The 18,132-nt window shown below is 59.3% G+C and carries 21 protein-coding genes; 16 read left to right on the top strand and 5 right to left on the bottom strand.

Annotated elements, in window-relative coordinates; translation table 11 throughout:
* Positions 1–428: 428 nt before the first annotated feature.
* The gene (locus tag GTA51_RS21495; protein ID WP_160960031.1) at positions 429–554 is read right to left on the bottom strand and encodes a hypothetical protein; all 126 of its coding nucleotides are present in this window, start codon (positions 552–554) and stop codon (positions 429–431) included.
* A complete protein-coding gene (locus GTA51_RS20585) occupies positions 509–790 on the bottom strand; it encodes a transposase (RefSeq protein ID WP_500691076.1) in 282 nt (93 codons plus the stop codon). Before GTA51_RS20585 ends, GTA51_RS21495 begins: the two co-directional genes overlap by 46 nt.
* 209 nt (positions 791–999) lie before the next feature.
* Here GTA51_RS20585 and GTA51_RS07655 point away from each other — a divergent pair, with 209 nt between their 5' ends.
* Entirely contained in the window at positions 1,000–2,289 is a 1,290-nt protein-coding gene (locus GTA51_RS07655) for a hypothetical protein (RefSeq protein ID WP_160960030.1), read from the top strand.
* 368 nt (positions 2,290–2,657) lie between these two features.
* Here the strand turns inward: GTA51_RS07655 and GTA51_RS07650 are convergent, their stop codons facing one another.
* The 3 genes from GTA51_RS07650 to GTA51_RS07640 form a co-directional block, all read right to left on the bottom strand.
* Positions 2,658–2,990: a hypothetical protein gene (locus GTA51_RS07650; RefSeq protein ID WP_160960029.1), complete on the bottom strand. Its 333-nt coding sequence runs from the start codon at positions 2,988–2,990 to the stop codon at positions 2,658–2,660.
* 41 nt (positions 2,991–3,031) lie between these two features.
* Positions 3,032–3,436 (bottom strand): hypothetical protein, encoded by a 405-nt coding sequence (locus tag GTA51_RS07645; protein WP_160960027.1) that lies wholly within the window; start codon positions 3,434–3,436, stop codon positions 3,032–3,034.
* 149 nt (positions 3,437–3,585) lie between these two features.
* The gene (locus GTA51_RS07640; RefSeq protein WP_160960026.1) at positions 3,586–4,077 is read right to left on the bottom strand and encodes a hypothetical protein; all 492 of its coding nucleotides are present in this window, start codon (positions 4,075–4,077) and stop codon (positions 3,586–3,588) included.
* Between the two features lie 330 nt (positions 4,078–4,407).
* Between GTA51_RS07640 and GTA51_RS07635 the strand changes: the two genes are divergently transcribed.
* From GTA51_RS07635 to amrA, 15 genes are all read left to right on the top strand, one after another.
* Positions 4,408–6,510 carry a sensor histidine kinase gene (locus tag GTA51_RS07635; protein WP_160960024.1) on the top strand — a complete coding sequence of 701 codons (2,103 nt, stop codon included), beginning with the start codon at positions 4,408–4,410 and terminating at the stop codon, positions 6,508–6,510.
* On the top strand, positions 6,507–7,151 hold the full coding sequence (locus tag GTA51_RS07630; RefSeq protein WP_160960023.1) for a response regulator transcription factor: 645 nt from the start codon (positions 6,507–6,509) through the stop codon (positions 7,149–7,151). Before GTA51_RS07635 ends, GTA51_RS07630 begins: the two co-directional genes overlap by 4 nt.
* A gap of 143 nt (positions 7,152–7,294) precedes the next feature.
* Entirely contained in the window at positions 7,295–7,897 is a 603-nt protein-coding gene (locus tag GTA51_RS07625; protein ID WP_160960021.1) for a hypothetical protein, read from the top strand.
* Between the two features lie 91 nt (positions 7,898–7,988).
* On the top strand, positions 7,989–8,366 hold the full coding sequence (locus GTA51_RS07620) for a hypothetical protein (RefSeq protein ID WP_160960019.1): 378 nt from the start codon (positions 7,989–7,991) through the stop codon (positions 8,364–8,366).
* Positions 8,367–8,444: 78 nt separating this feature from the next.
* Entirely contained in the window at positions 8,445–8,912 is a 468-nt protein-coding gene (locus GTA51_RS07615) for a hypothetical protein (protein WP_160960018.1), read from the top strand.
* A 138-nt stretch (positions 8,913–9,050) separates the two neighbouring features.
* Positions 9,051–9,614: a hypothetical protein gene (locus tag GTA51_RS07610; protein ID WP_160960016.1), complete on the top strand. Its 564-nt coding sequence runs from the start codon at positions 9,051–9,053 to the stop codon at positions 9,612–9,614.
* 261 nt (positions 9,615–9,875) lie between these two features.
* Complete coding sequence (locus GTA51_RS07605; RefSeq protein WP_160960015.1) at positions 9,876–10,223, top strand: ArsR/SmtB family transcription factor; 348 nt, start codon at positions 9,876–9,878, stop codon at positions 10,221–10,223.
* A gap of 90 nt (positions 10,224–10,313) precedes the next feature.
* The gene (arsB, locus tag GTA51_RS07600) at positions 10,314–11,411 is read left to right on the top strand and encodes an ACR3 family arsenite efflux transporter (RefSeq protein WP_160960013.1); all 1,098 of its coding nucleotides are present in this window, start codon (positions 10,314–10,316) and stop codon (positions 11,409–11,411) included.
* Between the two features lie 80 nt (positions 11,412–11,491).
* Positions 11,492–12,892 carry a radical SAM/SPASM family putative metalloenzyme maturase gene (locus GTA51_RS07595; protein ID WP_246198037.1) on the top strand — a complete coding sequence of 467 codons (1,401 nt, stop codon included), beginning with the start codon at positions 11,492–11,494 and terminating at the stop codon, positions 12,890–12,892.
* A 471-nt stretch (positions 12,893–13,363) separates the two neighbouring features.
* Positions 13,364–13,747, top strand: coding sequence for a putative zinc-binding protein (locus GTA51_RS07590; RefSeq protein WP_160960010.1), 384 nt, complete (start codon positions 13,364–13,366; stop codon positions 13,745–13,747).
* Positions 13,748–13,832: 85 nt separating this feature from the next.
* Complete coding sequence (locus GTA51_RS07585; RefSeq protein ID WP_160960009.1) at positions 13,833–14,921, top strand: permease; 1,089 nt, start codon at positions 13,833–13,835, stop codon at positions 14,919–14,921.
* A gap of 58 nt (positions 14,922–14,979) precedes the next feature.
* A complete protein-coding gene (locus GTA51_RS07580; RefSeq protein ID WP_160960007.1) occupies positions 14,980–15,348 on the top strand; it encodes a thioredoxin family protein in 369 nt (122 codons plus the stop codon).
* A 12-nt stretch (positions 15,349–15,360) separates the two neighbouring features.
* On the top strand, positions 15,361–16,068 hold the full coding sequence (locus GTA51_RS07575) for a cytochrome c biogenesis protein CcdA (protein WP_160960006.1): 708 nt from the start codon (positions 15,361–15,363) through the stop codon (positions 16,066–16,068).
* A 328-nt stretch (positions 16,069–16,396) separates the two neighbouring features.
* Entirely contained in the window at positions 16,397–17,242 is an 846-nt protein-coding gene (locus GTA51_RS07570; protein WP_343039497.1) for an alpha/beta fold hydrolase, read from the top strand.
* A 195-nt stretch (positions 17,243–17,437) separates the two neighbouring features.
* Positions 17,438–17,989: an AmmeMemoRadiSam system protein A gene (amrA, locus tag GTA51_RS07565; RefSeq protein WP_160960003.1), complete on the top strand. Its 552-nt coding sequence runs from the start codon at positions 17,438–17,440 to the stop codon at positions 17,987–17,989.
* The last annotated feature ends 143 nt before the right edge of the window (positions 17,990–18,132 follow it).

Below are 18,132 nucleotides of genomic sequence, written 5' to 3'. Positions count from 1 at the left end.
ATCAGCATCTCCTCTCGCTGCCCCTCCCGTCTCCGATGATCGAAGACATCTAAGGGGGCTGCCGAGGGGGTCAACTTTGGACGCTGATTTCATCCAAAGAGGGGTCAATATTCCATGCTGATCAACACTCTGGCTGCCTTTCGAGAACTGTTAACCAGCACAATGGTGTTCTGGAGCAGGGGTTTGTCGGGGGCAAGTTGTCGAGCCGGAAGTGATTGACCCCGACGGCTCGGACTTCGCAATGGTGCCAACGGATCGATGAACACCAGCCCACGGCTTCCTTAAATGAGACCGTTGCACAATTTTTTTAGGCAGGTGCGTTGGATTTTTTTCAAGCTCAAAAACGGTTTTTCGCCATCAATTGGGCGCGCACAGTGCCTTTTTCTCGCCTGAAAACGGCTTGCACCGCTTTTCAGGCGCAACAGTCCTTAGCATCCCGCCCTGATGACTGCTTTTTTCAGGTTAAAGGCCATGGCACTGAGCAGAAATTTTAATTCAACATTGTCCGTCACCACGTAGCGCGTCCGAAAGAATCCGTATCCCCGTTTGAGCATTTCGAAAGCGCGTTCAACATTTGGCTGTACAAAGATTCTTTTGCGTCAACGTCAGTCAGGTTGTACCAGCGCTGCAACAGGAGAATAGTAAAAATGGGCATGGGCGGGTACGCAGGATTTTTAAAGACGTTGACGGCCCGTTTGAGCTTCTTACGAAGCAATATTTTAAGCGTGTTACAGTCGATGAAACGATCAATATCGTCCAAAATGCAATCCTTGTGCTTTCGCCTGGCCACTACGTAGTCGGCAATACCAGGATTCTAGGAAGTACGCTCGCTCTTGCTCGCCTCCATCTTTTTGGATGCTCTCCACGACATTGGCCGCAGCAATCAGGCGAAGCCCACCATCGATACGGCCTTGGGCGGTGGACTTTCCCGACCGACTTGTGCACGATTCTCTTGTGGCGATCACATTCCCTTAATTAACGAAGCTTTCGAGAGCCCACATGGTATTTTCCCTTTCCCACGGCCGGATGCAAACCCTCACCCGGCTGGCCCTCATGAACGCGCTCTGCCTGTGTATACTCGTGGGCATGGCGCACGTGTATTTTAGCAAGGACCGCTTCTGGCCAGCGATCAAAAGCGACGGAGTGGGGTATTACGCCTACCTGCCGTCCCTTCTCCTGGACGGCGACGCGCGTCTGCGGGCCTACGCCGAGACCATTCCCCAGGAGCGTCTGGATGAGTTCGGCATAAAGGTATCCCCCACGGGAGAGGGCTATTACAGTAAGTACCCTTTGGGTACCGCTTTGCTTTTGCTGCCGGGATTTCTCGTCGCGATTTTCGTGTCCTTCCTTCTCGGCCAGCCCGTGAATGGGCTCTCCCCGCCCTTTCAGTATGCGGTCGTGGTTTCGGCCGTGGCCTACTGTTGTTTGGGAATGAACCTGCTCTGGCTGATTCTGGCGAAGCGCCGTTCCTTTGCAGTGGCGACCCTTTCCTGCGTGGTCATTCTCACCGGGACGAGCCTGCTATTCTACGCGACGTGTATGGCGTCCATGTCACACGTTTATTCGTTTTTCCTGTTCGCCCTGTTGCTCTGGTTTCTGGACCATGAGGACACAAACGTTCAAATGCCCGGAGCGTGTGTCGCGCTGGGACTCATCGCAGTGACACGCCCATCCAATCTCACGGCGATAATTCTATTCTTGCCCTACCTGACGGGGATGCTCCGCAGAACGCGACCAGCTATACTCGTGGCCTCGGCCGCGCTGTTTGCTGTCCCTCTGGGGCTGCAGGCTCTCTACTGGAAAGTCGCCTGCGGGTCATGGATCTACTATGCCTACGGTGGCGAATCGTTCCATTTTGATAATTTGCACCTTTTCAACGTGCTCTTCAGCCTGAAGCGGGGCTTGTTCGTCTGGAATCCGGTCCTGTTCTTCGCGGTGGCCGGAATGGGGGTCGCCGTCTGGGAACGGCGTGCCATCGGCCTGTCGTTCATGGCCTTTCTGCTCGTCAACTGGGTGGTCGTGGCGTCCTGGCACGACTGGACCTACGGCTACGGCTTTGGCATGCGGCCCTTCGTGGACTTTCTGCCTGTGTTCTGTCTGGGGCTGGGGGCATTTCTGGGAGCGGTGGAGCGAACCAACGTCTTCTGGCTGAGTCTTTTTATCATGGCCCAGATGATCTACTATACGCTTTCGCTGCTCGTGGCCACATCCTTTGATATCTTGAACGCCAACAAGTTCACCTTCATTGATTTTTTATTGTCCTTCATTCAAGTGTATTCCTGGACGTGATCAAGGAGTGCATCGGCGCAACAGACAATACGCGACTCCATCCAGGAGCGGCAAAGACAGCTCACTTTCGGTTCTTCAGGTTTTCCGTTGGTAGTTGGTCGACTCTGGCCCTTCCCTGCTGAAACCCATGAAACCTCCGGGCCGAAAACGTCGTTCAGGGGGGCACGTGTGCCGCGCAGGGTGTGCCTGTTGCTGACTGTCGTGGCAGACGATTTGTGCTGCAGTACAGCCTGGATGATGGACACCCGTTCACGCGCGGCCCGCAGCACCATGGCCAACATGCTCTTGTCATATGCAGCCACGGCCACGAACCTTGCCACAGGCCGCGCTTCTCCAAATGCCACAACCCGCACAGCGTATGGAACAGATCACTTGTTCCATACGCGATGCGAATGACGGATCGATGCTGCATGAACGGGCCAAATCGACCAGAACAGGGTTAAATGTGAAGCGTATGAAAGTTCAAAGCTGGCCTGAATCCCATGCTCCATGAGTGTTTTGTGATAGAAGATCTTCCCGTCTCTTGTGCCGGACAGGACGAAGAAGTTCTTGCCTTGATGCTTGTAGCTGATCTCCCGCCCGGGCTCACGCAGCGCCTGGTCGGAGAGTGCAGACAGTTTCCTGCCCTGGACATTGGCATACAGGGCCCAGCAGGTCAGCTTGGCCCTGTCGCCCGGCGCGACTCCTTCACTGCTTCCCAAATCTCCAAGCCGGTGCCTCCTGGACCAGAAATACGCCCCGATTATTTCGCCTTGCGGTAGCTGCCGCCGAAATAGCCCGACGTGCCGCATTCGCCGCCCTTGGACTCCATGTCCACGACAGCGGTATCGCCTTTGAAGTTAATCGTGAACTTGATGCCGTCATCCTCGGTGCCGCCCTTGGCCGGCAGGTCGTCGTTCACGCGGCCGCCGCCCTGGTCCATGGGCGTCTCGTAGGTTTCGAAGTCACACATCTGGCCGTTGCTCTTGCTCTTGGTCTTGAACTTGAAAACAAAGCCCGGTCCCAACTGCGAGATGGTCATGGTTCCTTCGTAGCCCGGTTCAACGTAAGTATAACGCCCTGTCACGCCCTTGGCCTCGCATGCACCGGACAGCGTCAGACTGATCGCGACCGCAGCCAGGCCGGCCGCCAGATATCCTTTGCCCATACGTGTACTCCTTTGCGTTTGTTTGCGCGCGCCCCAACCCGGGCTGCGTTGCCGCTCCCGGATAAAGTCGCTCGTGTTGCAAAATGTTTGTCGCGCGCCGCATTCCCACTTCTTAAAAAATACGCTCGTACTTTTTAAGAGGCGCGGCCCTAACGGGTTTGGCGGTCGATGCTCATGCGGTAGACGGAATCATCCCCGGCCTTTTGCACCTCCGTCAGTTGAAAGCGAAAGCCGGCATGGGTCCAGACCCTGTCGCCCTTATTCCGGACACCTTTGCCCGCCTCGGCGGTCAGCCAGACGGCAAGTTGCGCCGCCACGGGATTTTGTTCCTTGAGCATGGCGTCAAGGATCGCGCCCGTGAACCGCCCCTTTGCGTCAAAATCGAAGGCCAGGCTCACCGGCCCCTGGCCCGGCGCGGCAATAACGTCATACTGGATGCGTTCCGGCGACAGCACCGACGGCTCTTCCCGGGGCAAAGCCCTGGCCAGGGCCGCCGCGATGTCGGCCCGCCGCGAATCCTGGTCCAGGGTCAGGTTCTGGCCGCCGACCGACAAGGGAAAGCCGGACGCGCCGGCAACCGCCATGGTTGTCATTGCCAAAAGGAGCACAAACACCCCGGGAAGCTTGATGCGCATACGCATGTATCCGTTCCTCTCTGGCTGCAAGTTTCGCCCCGGGCGGAGCACAGCAAACGTGTGCCCGGCAAAGGACACACCCCGGACGCGAAGCCGTCCGGGGTGCCCCTAAGGCCCGACCGGAGGCCGTCGACATCGCGTTGTGGATGCTACGGCCTGGGACGCCCCGCGTCTGTAAGGGTATTCCCGGACAGGCCGTCGCCGCCGCGACCTCGGTCGGGCTGGTCAATCCGCCCGGTAAACCAGCAGAAAAACCAGCCCATACCATACCGCCACGGCCGTTATCGCCAAGAAAATGATTGCCTTGGCCCCGGCGCGAAGGTATTTTTTGCCAGGATGTTTCACGTTTTTTTCTTTTTCCTGTGCGGTGCTGCAGTGTTTCGACGCGGTCGTGCGTTCCCCTGTGCCCGACCCTGCCGCACCCCGGCATTGGGCTGGGCCAAGCCTGTCGCCGGGGCCAACCGGCCTTGCCTGCTGCTGGCGCTTGTCCTGCTGCTCCCCTTGTGCAGCCCGGCCCAGGCCGAAACGCTCCCGACCATGCCCCAGGCCCAAAATGGACGCGTCAACCTCGCCGGCTGGGACATGGCGATCCAGGGGCCGTTGCGCCTGGACGGCGAATGGGAATACTACCCCGGCCAACTGCTCAGCCCGAAAGACTTTCAAGCCGGCGTCCCCCGCACGGGAGGCGCCGTCTACGTCGTGCCCAACCCCTGGAACCGCGCCCGGACCGACCAAGAGGCCATGGGGGCCGACACCGGGTTCGCCACGCTGCGCCTGCGTCTGGAACCGGCCCTGGGCGCGGGCCAGCCGGCCCTGGCTCTGTTGGGCGTCAATGCCGCCTATCACCTGTGGATTGACGGCGCGCCGGCGGCCGGCAGCGGCGTCGTCGGGACGGACGCCGCAACGGAAATCCCCGCGCCGGCCAAACAGATTGTTTCCTTTGCCAATACCGGGCGTCCCGTGGACATCGTTTTGCAGCTTTCCAACCACCACACCCGCGACGGCGGCCTCCTCGCCCCGGTCTGGCTCGGTTCCCAAGCGACGTTGGCGGCGTGGCGCGACAGGGACAACGCCACGGCCATGTTCTTTATCGGCGCGTTTTGCATCATGGGCCTGTATCATGCCGCCTTGTACTGGGTGCGTCAGACCAATATCGCCCCCTTGTATTTCTCCCTGTACTGCTTTGGCTGGATGGGAAACTACGCTGCCTCGGACAGCAGCGGCTGGGCTATCCGCCTCTTTTTCCCGGACCTTACCGCACGATTTCTGGACCCGCTGGCCTTGTCCTGCTTTTTTGCGACGATTCCGGTCGGCTACGCCTTTTTCCGGTCCCTGTACCCTTTGGAGTTTTCAAAACATCTGCAATGGTTTTGCAACATGTTGTGCGTCGTGTTCGTCCTCGTGGCCCTTTTCGCCTCCGGCCGGACGCTCAACACCGTTCTTCCCTGGCACTATCTCGCCTCCAGCCTGCTTATCGCCTCTTGTTTATACTGTCTGTACCAGGCCTGGCGTCGGAAACGGGACGAAGCGGGCCTGCTTCTGGCCGGATTTTGCGTGCTGGGCCTTATTGGGCTTAACGACATGCTGGTCGATATGCACTGCCTGCCATCCATTCCGTTGCTGCCGGTGGGGATGCTGGTCTTCAGCCTGAGCCAGGCCTTTGCCCTGGCGCACCGTTTCTCCCAGGCCTTTGCCTCGGAAAAACGTCTGGCCGGTGCCCTCGTAGACAAAAACCTGCGTTTGGAAACAGAGATGGCCGAACGCAATCGCCTCGAGCAACAGATCGTGACCATTAGTGAAGAGGAACGCCGGCGCATCAGCCTGGAGCTCCATGACGGCCTGTGCCAAGGCCTGACCGCCGCCCGGTTGCGCTGTGACGCCCTGTCCCCGGAGGGCGGCAGAAAAGGCGCGGGAGGCGAGGCCCTGGTCCGTCTGTCCAGCCTGCTCGATACCCTGGTCGGCCAGGCGTATGATCTGTCCCGAGGGCTGTGGCCCCTGGAGCACGACGGCGTCGGACCGTCGTTTCGCGAAATGCTGCGCAGACAGGCCGAATCCAGCGCCATCCCCATCGAGTTCCATCGGGACATGCCTTGCCAGGCCTGCCCCCGATCGCATCTGGCCCAGCTGTACCGCATCGCCCAGGAAGCCGTGGCCAATGCCCTCAAACACGCCAGACCCGGGCGCATTATCGTGTCCCTGGCCTGTCCGGCCGGCCAGGGCACGGTCTTGGCCGTGCGCGACGACGGCTGCGGCCGCTGCCGGGACAAAGCCCCGACCGGCGGCCTTGGCCTTGGCATCATGGCCCACCGGGCCCGCCTGATTGGCGGAGAACTGCGCATTCTGGATACTCCTGGCGGCGGCACGGAAGTGGTCTGCACGGCCCCCTGTCCCGGCATTGCCGACGGCGCGGTCGCTGCCGATTCCCAGAGGCCGGCATGACGACGCATCCGGAGAAGGGCGGGCGCATCTTCCTGGCCGACGACCATCCGGCCGTGCGCGAGGGGCTTACCCTGCGCCTGCTCCAGGAAGGGTTCGTGGTGTGCGGCGAGGCGGAAAACCGGGCCTCGCTGCTGGCCGGCATCGACGCCAGCCGGGCCGACATTGCCCTGGTGGACCTGACCCTGTGCGAGGAAAACGGCCTGGACCTCATTGCCGACCTGCGCGCCCGGGATATTCCCGTGCTCGTCTACTCCATGCACGAAGACGTCGACACCGTGCGCCTGGCCCTGGACAGAGGGGCTTGCGGCTATGTCGCCAAGCGCGAGACCTCGGCCGTGCTGGTGGAGGGCGTGCGCGGCGTGCTGGCCGGGCAGCGCTACCTGAGTCCCCGCGTCGCCGCCGCCTTGGAAGCGTCACCGCCCCAGGGGACGGGCATCGGCCAAATCGGAGCGCTCAGTGAACGCGAGGGCCAGATCCTCAAACGGCTCTCCCTGGGCGAAGGCAACATCGAGATCGCCTCGGCCCTTGGCGTCAGCGTGCGCACCGTGGAAAGCTACTACGCGAGAATCCTGGTCAAATTGCACCTTGACGGCATGAAGGCCCTTCGCAAGTACGCCATCCGCCACTACAAGCCAGACTGATCCCACCTGCGGCCGCGTGTCTGTCCGGGAAATCCCGGACAGACAAAACAGCCGATGCTTCGTACATGGCCCGTCGTTGTCGGCCCGTGCCGGCGTTTCTGCCGCAGCGCATGGGCCTGGGGCGAATGACGGAGGATGTTGCCATGAAACGACTGTTTGCTGTGCTGTTGTTGTGCGCCACGCTGCTCCCGGGCCAGGCCCTGTCCCAGGCAGGCAGCCCGATATCGCCGGAAACCCGCAAGGAACTTGGCGACTTTTTCAGCCCTTTTGCTGCCGCGAACATGCAGGGCTTTGGTCAAAAGACCCTCTCCGACGAGGATCTGCTGCATTTCGCCGTATGGCATTGCATCATGCGCGCCGACCCCTCGCTCAAACGGGTCAACGGCGGCAATGACATCGTCATCCCTTCCGCCGTCATCGACACCATCACCCAGACCGTTTTCGGTCGAACCATCCAAAAACACCGCAAAGCCCAATACGTCGAATCCCTGGCCAGCGGCGAGGCCTTCGTGTTCGCCCAGGTGGACAGCCTGCGTCCGGGCGAGGGCGACACGTTTCTTGCCGCCGGGACCATCTATTACACGGCTGCCGGGGAGACCATCGATCCCCACGCCACCCGGGCCCAGTGGAAACGCGCCGGGGCCGACGTCCGTGTCGGGGGCACCTTCTCCGGCGTTCTCCGGCGAACGCAGGGACCCCAGGCCCATTGGACTGTGCTCCAATACGCCGTCAAGGAAGCCTCGTAGCCCGCCCGTCGGCCTTGTCGACGCCCGGGGCGCACGAGCCGCCCGCGTCGTTGCAATGACCCTTTATAATCGTACTGCAAAGGAGAGCCTCATGATGTTTCGATCGTTCGTTGCCGCCGTCGTCCTGCTTGTCGCCAGCGCAACCACCTGCTTTGCCTATTCCGATGAAATAGAATGGCTTCGCAATAAAAGTTTCAAGGCCTGCCCGAATTACTACGTCTGGAGACTGATCGAAAACTATTTTCCCGACGCCCGGTGGGATTCCGGCTGGTCCGACGAAGGCGACTACATCGTCAACGTTCGTGGCAAGATGTCTTTCAAGGGGCAGAACGTCAAAGCCCTGTTGCAGTTTACCATCGACCCGAAGCGGGGAAAATTCGACATGAACGCCCTGGAGTTCAACGGCCAACCCCAGTCCAAGGAGATGCGCGTGGAACTGATCAAGGCCATGTGTGACGACGTGCAGTAGCCCTGTGCAGGGGCATTACCCGAGCGCTTTTCAAGCCTGGACGGCCAGGCGGCAGGCAACACAACAAAGGAGAGGAAAATGACGAACCCAAGCATACAGATGGGCCAGGGGCCACGCTCGGGGGCGCGCTGGCTGCGCTGCCTGGCTTTGGGCCTGCTGCTGGCGGCCGGCCTCATGGCCGGGCCTGCACGCTGTGAGGCCAAGGAAGATTATTCGTTTGTCGGCATCAAGGACGCCTCCCAGGTGCCGAAGTTTGTCGCCAGCCTGCAAAAGGCGTTGGCGGCCGATGACAAAAACGCCGTGGCCGGAATGGTCTCCTATCCCCTCATGGTCTCGGCCGGCGGCGAGGATCTGGAAATCGCGGACAAGGCCGCCTTCGTGAGCCAGTATGACCGGATCATCACCAAGGAGATCAAACAGAACATCCTGGCCCAGCCCTTAAACGATATCTTTGTCAACAAGCAGGGTGTGATGGTGGGCACCGACGGCAAGGTCTGGGCTCTGCCCGATGGCAAAGCCCTGCGCATTGCCGTCATCCGGGACTAGCCGCCCGACCTTGGAATTGCGCGCAGCCGCCACGAGGCCGAAAAACGTGGCGGCTGCGCGCAAAAGCCAAAAAGCAAGGTTCTCGATATCGCTAAGGCCGTCGGCATCAAGTGATCTCGGTTTCATCTCGGAGGCGCTATGAAAACTATTCTTCTGGTGTGTTCCTGCCTGGCCCTGGCCTTGATTATGCCGGGAGCTGCGGCGGCTAGGCAGGGCGACGTCTTTGAGCCGATTCCCCGGGCCGAGTGCCAGCACCTTCAGGGACTCGCCGAGAAGGCTCTCAAGACCCGATTCTCCCTCACTCCTAACGCGCCCTTTCTCTATATGACGGGAGACGCCGAAAACGAGAGGGACGAAGCCGGGCGGGGATGCCTCCTGATCGCAAAGGGTACTGGGCGCGATTTCCCCGAAGGCCCTGCCGCGTTGGATCGCAAGCTGCGCCAGGCCTTTCAGGGGTGGACGGCGACTGACAGTGGCTTCTATGGCAATTATGAAACCTCGGGAGGACGTTCCGCCTTGACCCAGGGAGACCGATTGCTCGTGATCGAAGCAGGTTGGGAACCGACCACCGAGGCGGAAGCCCTTGCCCAGAAGAAATGTCCTCAAAGTCCTATCGATACCTGTGTCAAATACTTCAAGCCGACGCAGCTGCTTTACACGGTCAAGGTTCATGTCGCCCGTAGAATGGAGGCCCATCGATAGTGATCAAGGACCTGGCCGAAACGGCCATGGGCACCGAGATGGCCGGCTTCCTCGGTTACGACCGCTCTCAAACACCCGCCAGCGATGCCGGCAATCGCCGCAACGGCTCCAGCCAGAAAAGAGCCTGTCCTTCTCCGCGAGCCAACCCAAACACCTTGGTGGGAAACACCTTTTCGGATCGGCCCGGATCTTGGCAATCGTGGGTCCGGTGGGGTGATTGCGTCCCTTGACAAATTCGCCCAAGCGAATACATGGTCAGGTATGAACGAACTTGCTGCAGGATTTAAAGCCCTGGCTGATCCGACCCGACTGCGGCTGCTCAACCTGTTGCGGCACGGTGAGTTGTGCGTCTGCGATCTGATGGAAGCGCTTGATGTGCCACAGCCCAAAGTTTCAAGACATTTGAGTTTCTTGAAAAAACAGCAGTGGGTGGACGGTCGGCGGGCCGGCAAGTGGATGCACTACACCTTGTCCACCCCGCGGCAGGCCGTCCTCGTCAAGGTAATGGACATCCTGCAGGAGCACCTCGGCGACTCTGCAATAGCACAGCGTGATGCGGCGCGACTGCGCCAGCACCTCAAAACGAAATTGACCGGACACTGCGGCTGATTACAGCCCGGAAGGGTCGCCATAAGCGAGCGCCTGGGGTCAGCCGGTTTGGCAAGGCCATGGGCATGCGTACAGCCCAGGAGGATCGTTATGAGCGCAAGCGTTGTCAAAAAGCTGTCCTTTCTTGATCGCTTCCTGACGGTGTGGATTTTTGCGGCCATGTTCGTTGGCGTCGGGCTGGGGTACTTCTATCCTGGAACGAAAGACATCATCAATGCCTTTCAGGTGGGGACAACCAATATTCCCATTGCCCTGGGACTCATTTTGATGATGTACCCGCCGTTGGCCAAGGTGAAGTACGAGCAGTTGGGGCAGGTGTTTCGTAACGGAAAAGTGCTTGCTCTCTCGCTGGTGCAAAACTGGATCATCGGTCCGGTGCTGATGTTTTTTCTCGCGATCGCATTTCTCTCCGGCTATCACGAATACATGGTCGGTCTGATACTCATCGGACTGGCCCGGTGTATCGCCATGGTCATCGTCTGGAACGATCTGGCCCAGGGCGACCGGGAGTATTGCGCCGGACTGGTGGCGTTTAATTCCATCTTTCAGGTTCTGTTCTTTTCGATCTACGCCTATTTTTTCATCACGGTGCTGCCCAAGGTGTTCGGCCTTGAGGGCGTTGTGGTCAACATCTCCATGGGACAGATCGCCGAAAGCGTCTTTATTTATCTGGGTATACCGTTTCTGGCCGGCCTGATTACGCGGTTTATCGGCCTTAAAATGAAGGGCGAGAGCTGGTATGAAACCGTTTTTGTTCCGAAAATAAGCCCGCTGACCCTGGTTTTTCTGCTCTTTACCATCCTGGTGATGTTTTCGCTCAAGGGTGAGTACATCGTGCAGTTGCCGCTTGACGTCGTGCGCATCGCCATTCCTCTTGGCGTCTATTTCCTGCTCATGTTTCTGGCGTCGTTTTATCTCTCGGCCAAGGCTGGTGCGACGTACGAACAGGCGACCACGCTGAGCTTCACCGCCGCGTCCAACAATTTTGAGCTGGCCATAGCGGTAGCCATTGCCGTTTTCGGCATCGATTCCGGCGAGGCCTTTGCCGCCGTCATCGGACCGCTTGTGGAAGTTCCGGTGCTGATTGCCCTCGTCAATGTCGCCTTGTATTTCAAGCGCAAGTACTTTCCCTACGCGGTGGAAACGCTGGCCGGCGTCTGTCATGTCGCCTGTCCGCCCAAGCGGTAACAGGAAAGCGTCTGGACCCTTGGGCAGTGTTTTTCTGAATGTGCCATCTATCGAGGCGTGTAATGACAAGTGTTGAAACCATGCATGACGATCTGTCGCAGCTGGGCCATCCTTCACGGCTTTTTGTCGAGGTGACATCCCGATGCAACCTGCGTTGCGCCTTTTGCGTGAAGCAATCTGGTACGGCCAAGTCCATGGACGGCGACATGCTTGCAGGGACATTCAATGCGTTGGTGCCAGAATTTAAGCACCTGCATGCCCTGGTCCTCAATGGCATAGGCGAACCTCTGCTGCATCCGCTGCTCGAAGAATTCATCCAAACAGGCAAACGCGTGATGCCGGCCCAAAGCTGGGTAGGTTTTCAAACCAACGAGCATCTGCTCGACACGGCTCGTTGTTCGTCGCTCCTTGCGGCAGGGCTGGATAGAATCTATCTTTCCGTGGACTCGACTTCGCCTGAGCTTTTCAAAGCCGTGCGGGGTGGCGGCAGTCTGGGGCATGTTGAACGAGCGTTGGCTGCTTTGGCCCAGGCGAAAAAGGACCACCCCGGGAACACGCTGGAGGTTGGCGCGGAATTCGTTGTCATGCGCGATAATGTCGCGGAACTGCCTGCGATCATCGCCTGGCTTGCCAAACGAGGTGTGGGCAGGCTGGTCGTGTCCCATGTCTTGCCTTTTAGTGCGACGGCGGCGAATCAGACGGTTTTTGGCGTCAATACGACTGCGGCCAAGTCTTTTTACAAGGATTGGTCTGACAGGGCGCGCCAGGAGGGACTGGATATTGCGCAATACTTCACTGTGCTCTGGAAGTATCACAAAACATCGCAAGACCTTGCGTTGGTGCGTTTTGTCCAACTGATGGTGTCCCAGGCGCTTGAAAATGATATCCCGCTCCATGTTGCGAATCTGTCCGATGGCGATGATGTCGGTTCGGTGGAGGCTGTTTTCCGTCAGGCCGAGGCCGTTGCCTGTGCTGTTGGCCTGAAGCTTGTCCTGCCGTCTGTAAGGCCGCTTAGCGGGCGCGCCTGTTTGGGGGTCAAGCAGGGCGGCGCGTTTGTTGCGTGGGATGGCAAGGTGTCTCCGTGCCATTTTCTCTGGCGCAATTTTAGCTGCTATTTCTATGGGAGAGAGAAGCAGGTCGCCCATAAAGTATTCGGAGACTTGTCGCAAAATTCGTTGTTTGAAATATGGAATGGCCAGAAGTATAAAGGCTTTCGATCTGATGTCATGCGGAAAAGATACCCGCATTGCCCTGGCTGCAATGTGTATCCCTGCGAAGACATCAACAGCATTGATTTTGAAAATGACTGCTACGGCGAAACAGTTCCCTGCGGCGATTGCTTGTGGAGCATGGGACTCCTGCAATGCATGGGACAAGAAGACGAACAGGGAGAATTCAGCGATCCGTGTAAGGTGACGCAGTGTGTTGATCCGCACAAATATGCTGGCCTGCACACGGCTGTAGCTGCAAGGCCTGCCTGAAAATAGTTGGCCAAAAGACACTGACGTACTGTTTTTTTTATTCCTTCCAGGCTGTTCTTATGCCGGCAAGGATGCCAGTCTTGCCGGTTTGGTGAAGGCTCCAAAAGTGTCTTCGATGCAAAATTGCCAGCCGTGCTTTTCGGTTGCGGGCCAACGCACTCCGGCCTTCCCCCGTCCTTCTTCCATCCACACCCCCGACAAGGCCCCCGATAAGGACTCCCCCGACAAGGAGACCTCAGGCCAGGCGCTTGACAAGGGTTCTTTTTTGGCTATTTTGCCAAATAGAAAACAATCGAGAAACAAACCGTCGCTGGACGCGCGAGGGTTTTGTAAAAAAAGTACCTTCAGGGGCTTAGCCAATTTCCCGGGTCTTTTTTTGCGCCAATATTTTGCCATTTGGCAAAACGCACAAATACTGTCACGATGGCCTTTCTCCGGCGGTCGTCTTGGCAAAACACAGGAGACATAGCCATGTCCGAAAAAAAAAGCTGCGGCTGTGCCGCCGCTCCCAAACTCGTCTTCGCCTGCTCCGGTGGTGCTGACGTTGGAGCCTTGGCCGATCAGGTGGCCCGGAAGCTCGCGGCAGATGGTGTGGCCAAGATGTTCTGTCTGGCCGGCATCGGCGGTCGGGTCAGCGGTATCCTCAAGACCGCGGAAGCCGCATCCAGGATCATGGCTATCGATGGCTGCCCCCTCAACTGCGCCCGTAAGACGTTGGAAGAGGCCGGATTCACCAACTTCGCCCATGTGCAGTTGGCCGACCTGGGTTTTAAAAAAGGGGAAAGCCCTGCCACCGAGGAGCGTGTGCTGGCGGCTGCCATGGCCGTGGCCCCGCACTTCGCCAATCTGTCCTGACCGCTTTCCCACGAAAGGCCGGCGCAAATCTGGCGGGCCGCCTCGACGGCCCGGCCGCGCAAGCGGCAATTGAGGAGATGTTTGCATGGAACCTCTTGAAAAAATGACCTGCTGCACCAAAGAAGCCGTGGTCGAAGGTTCGCATCCTGGCAACGGGAAGCTTGTCCGCTATCTCGTGCTGCTTGCGCCGGCCCTGATCGTCTGGTGGGTGGTGTACGGAATGCTGCCCGGGTTTTCCCGGCTGCTGACCTACGATGTCCTGGGGATTGCCCAGGGAAGCCATCTTGGCGACTCCGTCGAATTTCTGCTCTACGACACGCCCAAGGTGCTCATGCTGCTGACCCTGGTGGTTTTTGGCGTGGGCGTTATTCGGACTTTTTTTACGCCGGAACGCACCCGACGCATCCTGGCCGGCAAGCGTGAATCCGCCGGCAACGTCATGGCTGCCTTGCTTGGCATCGTCACACCGTTTTGTTCCTGCTCGGCGGTGCCGCTTTTTATTGGATTCGTCACAGCGGGCGTGCCCATGGGAGTGACCTTCTCCTTTCTGATCTCGGCTCCCATGGTCAATGAAATTGCCCTGGTCCTGCTTTATGGTCTGCTCGGCTGGAAGGTGGCCGCCCTGTATCTCGGCACCGGGTTGGCCGTGGCCATTGTCTCGGGCTGGGTGCTTGGCAAGCTCAATCTGGAGCCCTACATCGAAGATTGGGTCATGAAAATCAGGACAGATCCCTCGGTGCTTCCCCCGGACAACCAGACCTGGGTGGACCGCATCGAAGCCGGATTTCATGCGGTGAAAGACATCGTCGGCAAGGTCTGGCTGTACGTTGTGCTCGGCATTGCCGTTGGCGCGGGCATCCACGGCTACGTGCCGGAAGGTTTTATGGCTTCGATCATGGGCAAGGAGGCCTGGTGGTCGGTGCCAGCGGCGGTCCTGGTCGGCATCCCCATGTATTCCAATGCGGCGGGTATTGTGCCGGTGGTCGAAGCGCTCCTGGGCAAGGGCGCAGCCCTCGGTACGGTCCTGGCCTTTATGATGGCGGTCATCGCCCTGTCGCTACCCGAGATGATCATTTTACGAAAGGTGCTCAAGCCCCGGTTGATCTTTGTTTTTGCGGGAGTCGTGGGGCTGGGTATTTTGCTGGTGGGCTATCTTTTTAATGCTGTCGTCTAAAGAGTTTTTGCATGCAATATCTGCTTGTTGCACGAATCACTTTCAAGAGGGGAACGCTATGAAACATGCCGCTCTGTGTTGCGCTCTCGTTATGGTGCTCAGTGCCGGGGTTTGCTTGGCTGCCACGCCTGTTCCTGAAGTCCCGGCCAAGGGCATGGTAACCATGGTGGATATCGGAGCCAAAGCCTGTGTCCCGTGCAAAATGATGGCTCCTATCCTGGAAGAATTGGAAAAAGAGTACCAAGGAAAAGCGGCGGTCCTTTTTATCGATGTCTGGGAGCACAGGGAGCAGGGCGCCAAATTCGGGTTGAAGCTTATTCCGACGCAGATTTTTTACGATAAGGCTGGAAAAGAAACCTATCGCCACGAGGGCTTTATGGACAAAGCGGCGATCAGTGAAAAGTTGGATGCATTGCTGGCCCAGTAAGGAGACCATTGCGTGCCGGACCAACTGTTTTTGACCATCAATACCTGGATGACCGGCAGTCTCATCGTTGCAGCGGTGGGCTGTTTCCTCTGGGGGTTGGTGAGTGTTCTTTTTAGCCCCTGCCACCTGGCTTCCATTCCCTTGATCGTTGGCTATGTCGCCGGACAAGGCAAAATCATCCACGGCCGGGAGGCGGCGCGATATGCCGTCGCCTTTACCTCCGGCCTGTTCGTGACCATAGCCACCATTGGCATTCTCTGCACGCTCCTTGGGCGCATGCTCGGTGATATCGGCCCCTACTGGACAATCCTCGTCGGGGCCGTGCTGCTTTGGGTGTCCCTGGACATGCTGGGGGTGGCCAAGTGCTCGATCTCCGGGGGCCTTATGGGCAGGCTCAAGGTCAAGGGCGTTGGTGGAGCGTTGCTCCTCGGTTTGGCCTACGGTGTCCTGTCCGGTTCGTGCACCTTCGGTTTTATCGCGCCCATCCTGGCCATCATCACCATTCAGGAAAAGATCCTCACCGGCGTGGTGCTCATTGTGCTCTTCGCAATCGGGCACTGCCTGCCTATCGTTGTGGCTGGCAGTTCAACGGCGCTCGTGCAACGTTGGCTGGAAAATGGAGCCATGCGCCACGGGGGCGTTTGGTTTCGGAAAGCCGCCGGGGCCATGATTGCGCTCCTTGGAATCTACTTCATGGCCATGCCGTTTCTCTCTTCTTGAGCTTGCCAACCGTTTGGCGTGCCTGTCGTTGACGGCCGCATGGGCCAGGGGCAGGCTCTGGTCGCGCATCGCTGTGGCGCTGGTCCTTTACGCCGGCCAGGGAAAAGGTCATGACAGGGACCCCGGTGGGCAGGGCTGCCAGCACGAGGCCACAACCGAGGCTCAGGCGCGCCGCAATGGAGCGCTGCATGGGAATCGCCCTGGCGTGTTTGCGGTTGCGGCACGTTCGGCCCGAACGGAGCCGGATACCCGTATCCTGCCTCAAAATTGAAATCTGCGCGTCAGGACAAGAGAGGGTTTGGGTACGACCATGGCGAGACGTCTTTGCGTGAGCAGTCGCAGCGGGCAGCAGCTTGATCTTATGGTTCCGACCTTTGACGCGCCGGTGCATGTCACAGCCCGCATTGCCGACGGGCGGGCTCCGGCCGTCGTGCTGTTGCACGGCCTGGGCGATTCCAGGCTGGCCTTCGAGGACGCCTTTGTCACCCGCTATCTGTCCGAAGCCAGCCTCGTCGTCCCGGACATGGCCGGCCACGGCGGCAGCCCCGCCGCCTTGGACTATTCCATGGAGGCGGCCACCCGGCGCATCCGCGATGTCCTGGACTATCTGGGCGAACACCACGGCCTGCGCCCCAGCCGGCTCTATCTCATCGGGCATTCCGTGGGCGGCATTCCGGCCGTGTATTTCTGCCGCGACGCTCCTCCGGGTACGGTTGCCGGGCTGGTCTTGGCCGAGGCTTCGGTGACGCGCTTTGGGGCCTTTATCTCGGCTCATGCCGAGGCGGCCCGGCTGTCGGGACGCTTTGGCGAGTGGTACGGCGAATTCCGGGAGCAGACCATTTTTCGGGATTATCTGGGGCGATTTCCCTTTTGCCGCCACTACTACGCCTCGTTGCGCTTTTGCCGCGAGGACGCCTTTTTGCAGACCGTAGCCGCCGTTCGCCGCACGTCCAGAAGCCTGCCCGGCAAATGGAGCCATGCCGCCGGCGAGGCCCTGGCCAACCTGACCATCCCCAAACTCTACGCCTACGGCCGGGACGCGGCCCCGGAAACGCTGGCCTTTCTGGGTGAACACAACATTCCGACCCGCCCCTTTCCCACGGACTGCCATTTTCTCATGCAGGCCATGCCCGGCGAGTTTTACAGCATGCTTGGCGAATTCTGCGGATCGTGACACACCGCCACATTGTAAAAAACATTTATGTTTTTTAAAACAATGATTCCGGTGTATTGTCGGGCTACAATGCATGACAGTGTTTCCAGAACGTGACACGAGAGGGACAGGCTCCCGACGGGCCTGCCCCGGTTGGCCCGCCGGTCCCATTCGGGTGGGCACCGCCCCCCCGGGCAGCCGCCCCAAGGAGTGCCTATGGACGCCTTTCGTTTTGCCCTGACGGCGCAGGAAAAAGACTATCTCAAGGCGCTGGCCCGGCAGGTCATCGTCGCCCGGCTGGACGGTCGCGAACCGGACGTGCCGCCGCCGCCGACGGATGTTTTGCGCCGCCATTTCGGGGCCTTTGTCACCCTGACCAGAAACGGTCGCCTGCGCGGCTGCATCGGCCATATCGTCGGCGACCGGCCGCTTTTTGAGACCATCGCCGCCATGGCCGAGGCCGCAGCCTTTGGCGATCCGCGCTTTGCCCCGCTGACGCGGCAGGAATTTGCCGACGTGGCCCTTGAGATTTCCATTTTAAGCCCCCTGACCCCGTGTCCCGACCCGCAACTGGTCGTTGTGGGCCGCCATGGCCTGCTGCTGCGCCGGGAGGGCCGCTCCGGCCTGCTGCTGCCCCAGGTGCCGGTGGAGTGGGGCTGGGACCGCGAGACCTTTCTGGACCAGACCTGCCACAAGGCCGGTCTGGAGCCGGGCTGCTGGAAGACTCCCGGGACAGCCCTTTTCTGGTTTGAGGCCGAAGTCTTTTAGCCTGCGGGTGGCCGCAAAGGCGCGTTGGTCTGCTCGCCACACGACCGGGTTGCTGCCGGTTGCCTGTGCGGGCCTTGGCCGGCCGTTTGATTCTCGAAATATGGCTACTTTTCCTGCCGGGTGATTCCTGTTTTTTGGGAATC

Origin of the sequence: Solidesulfovibrio aerotolerans (assembly GCF_009856865.1) — a bacterium.
GTDB classification, from domain to species: domain Bacteria; phylum Desulfobacterota; class Desulfovibrionia; order Desulfovibrionales; family Desulfovibrionaceae; genus Solidesulfovibrio; species Solidesulfovibrio aerotolerans.
This window is presented reverse-complemented; position numbering and strand designations above follow the sequence as displayed.

Coding starts and splice junctions, on each gene's coding strand:
- GTA51_RS21495 (WP_160960031.1), bottom strand. CDS start 554: ATGCTCAAACGGGGATACGGATTCTTTCGGACGCGCTACGTGGTGACG.
- GTA51_RS07655 (WP_160960030.1), top strand. CDS start 1,000: ATGGTATTTTCCCTTTCCCACGGCCGGATGCAAACCCTCACCCGGCTG.
- GTA51_RS07645 (WP_160960027.1), bottom strand. CDS start 3,436: ATGGGCAAAGGATATCTGGCGGCCGGCCTGGCTGCGGTCGCGATCAGT.
- GTA51_RS07640 (WP_160960026.1), bottom strand. CDS start 4,077: ATGCGTATGCGCATCAAGCTTCCCGGGGTGTTTGTGCTCCTTTTGGCA.
- GTA51_RS07635 (WP_160960024.1), top strand. CDS start 4,408: ATGTTTCACGTTTTTTTCTTTTTCCTGTGCGGTGCTGCAGTGTTTCGA.
- GTA51_RS07630 (WP_160960023.1), top strand. CDS start 6,507: ATGACGACGCATCCGGAGAAGGGCGGGCGCATCTTCCTGGCCGACGAC.
- GTA51_RS07625 (WP_160960021.1), top strand. CDS start 7,295: ATGAAACGACTGTTTGCTGTGCTGTTGTTGTGCGCCACGCTGCTCCCG.
- GTA51_RS07620 (WP_160960019.1), top strand. CDS start 7,989: ATGATGTTTCGATCGTTCGTTGCCGCCGTCGTCCTGCTTGTCGCCAGC.
- GTA51_RS07615 (WP_160960018.1), top strand. CDS start 8,445: ATGACGAACCCAAGCATACAGATGGGCCAGGGGCCACGCTCGGGGGCG.
- GTA51_RS07610 (WP_160960016.1), top strand. CDS start 9,051: ATGAAAACTATTCTTCTGGTGTGTTCCTGCCTGGCCCTGGCCTTGATT.
- GTA51_RS07605 (WP_160960015.1), top strand. CDS start 9,876: ATGAACGAACTTGCTGCAGGATTTAAAGCCCTGGCTGATCCGACCCGA.
- arsB (WP_160960013.1), top strand. CDS start 10,314: ATGAGCGCAAGCGTTGTCAAAAAGCTGTCCTTTCTTGATCGCTTCCTG.
- GTA51_RS07595 (WP_246198037.1), top strand. CDS start 11,492: ATGCATGACGATCTGTCGCAGCTGGGCCATCCTTCACGGCTTTTTGTC.
- GTA51_RS07590 (WP_160960010.1), top strand. CDS start 13,364: ATGTCCGAAAAAAAAAGCTGCGGCTGTGCCGCCGCTCCCAAACTCGTC.
- GTA51_RS07585 (WP_160960009.1), top strand. CDS start 13,833: ATGGAACCTCTTGAAAAAATGACCTGCTGCACCAAAGAAGCCGTGGTC.
- GTA51_RS07580 (WP_160960007.1), top strand. CDS start 14,980: ATGAAACATGCCGCTCTGTGTTGCGCTCTCGTTATGGTGCTCAGTGCC.
- amrA (WP_160960003.1), top strand. CDS start 17,438: ATGGACGCCTTTCGTTTTGCCCTGACGGCGCAGGAAAAAGACTATCTC.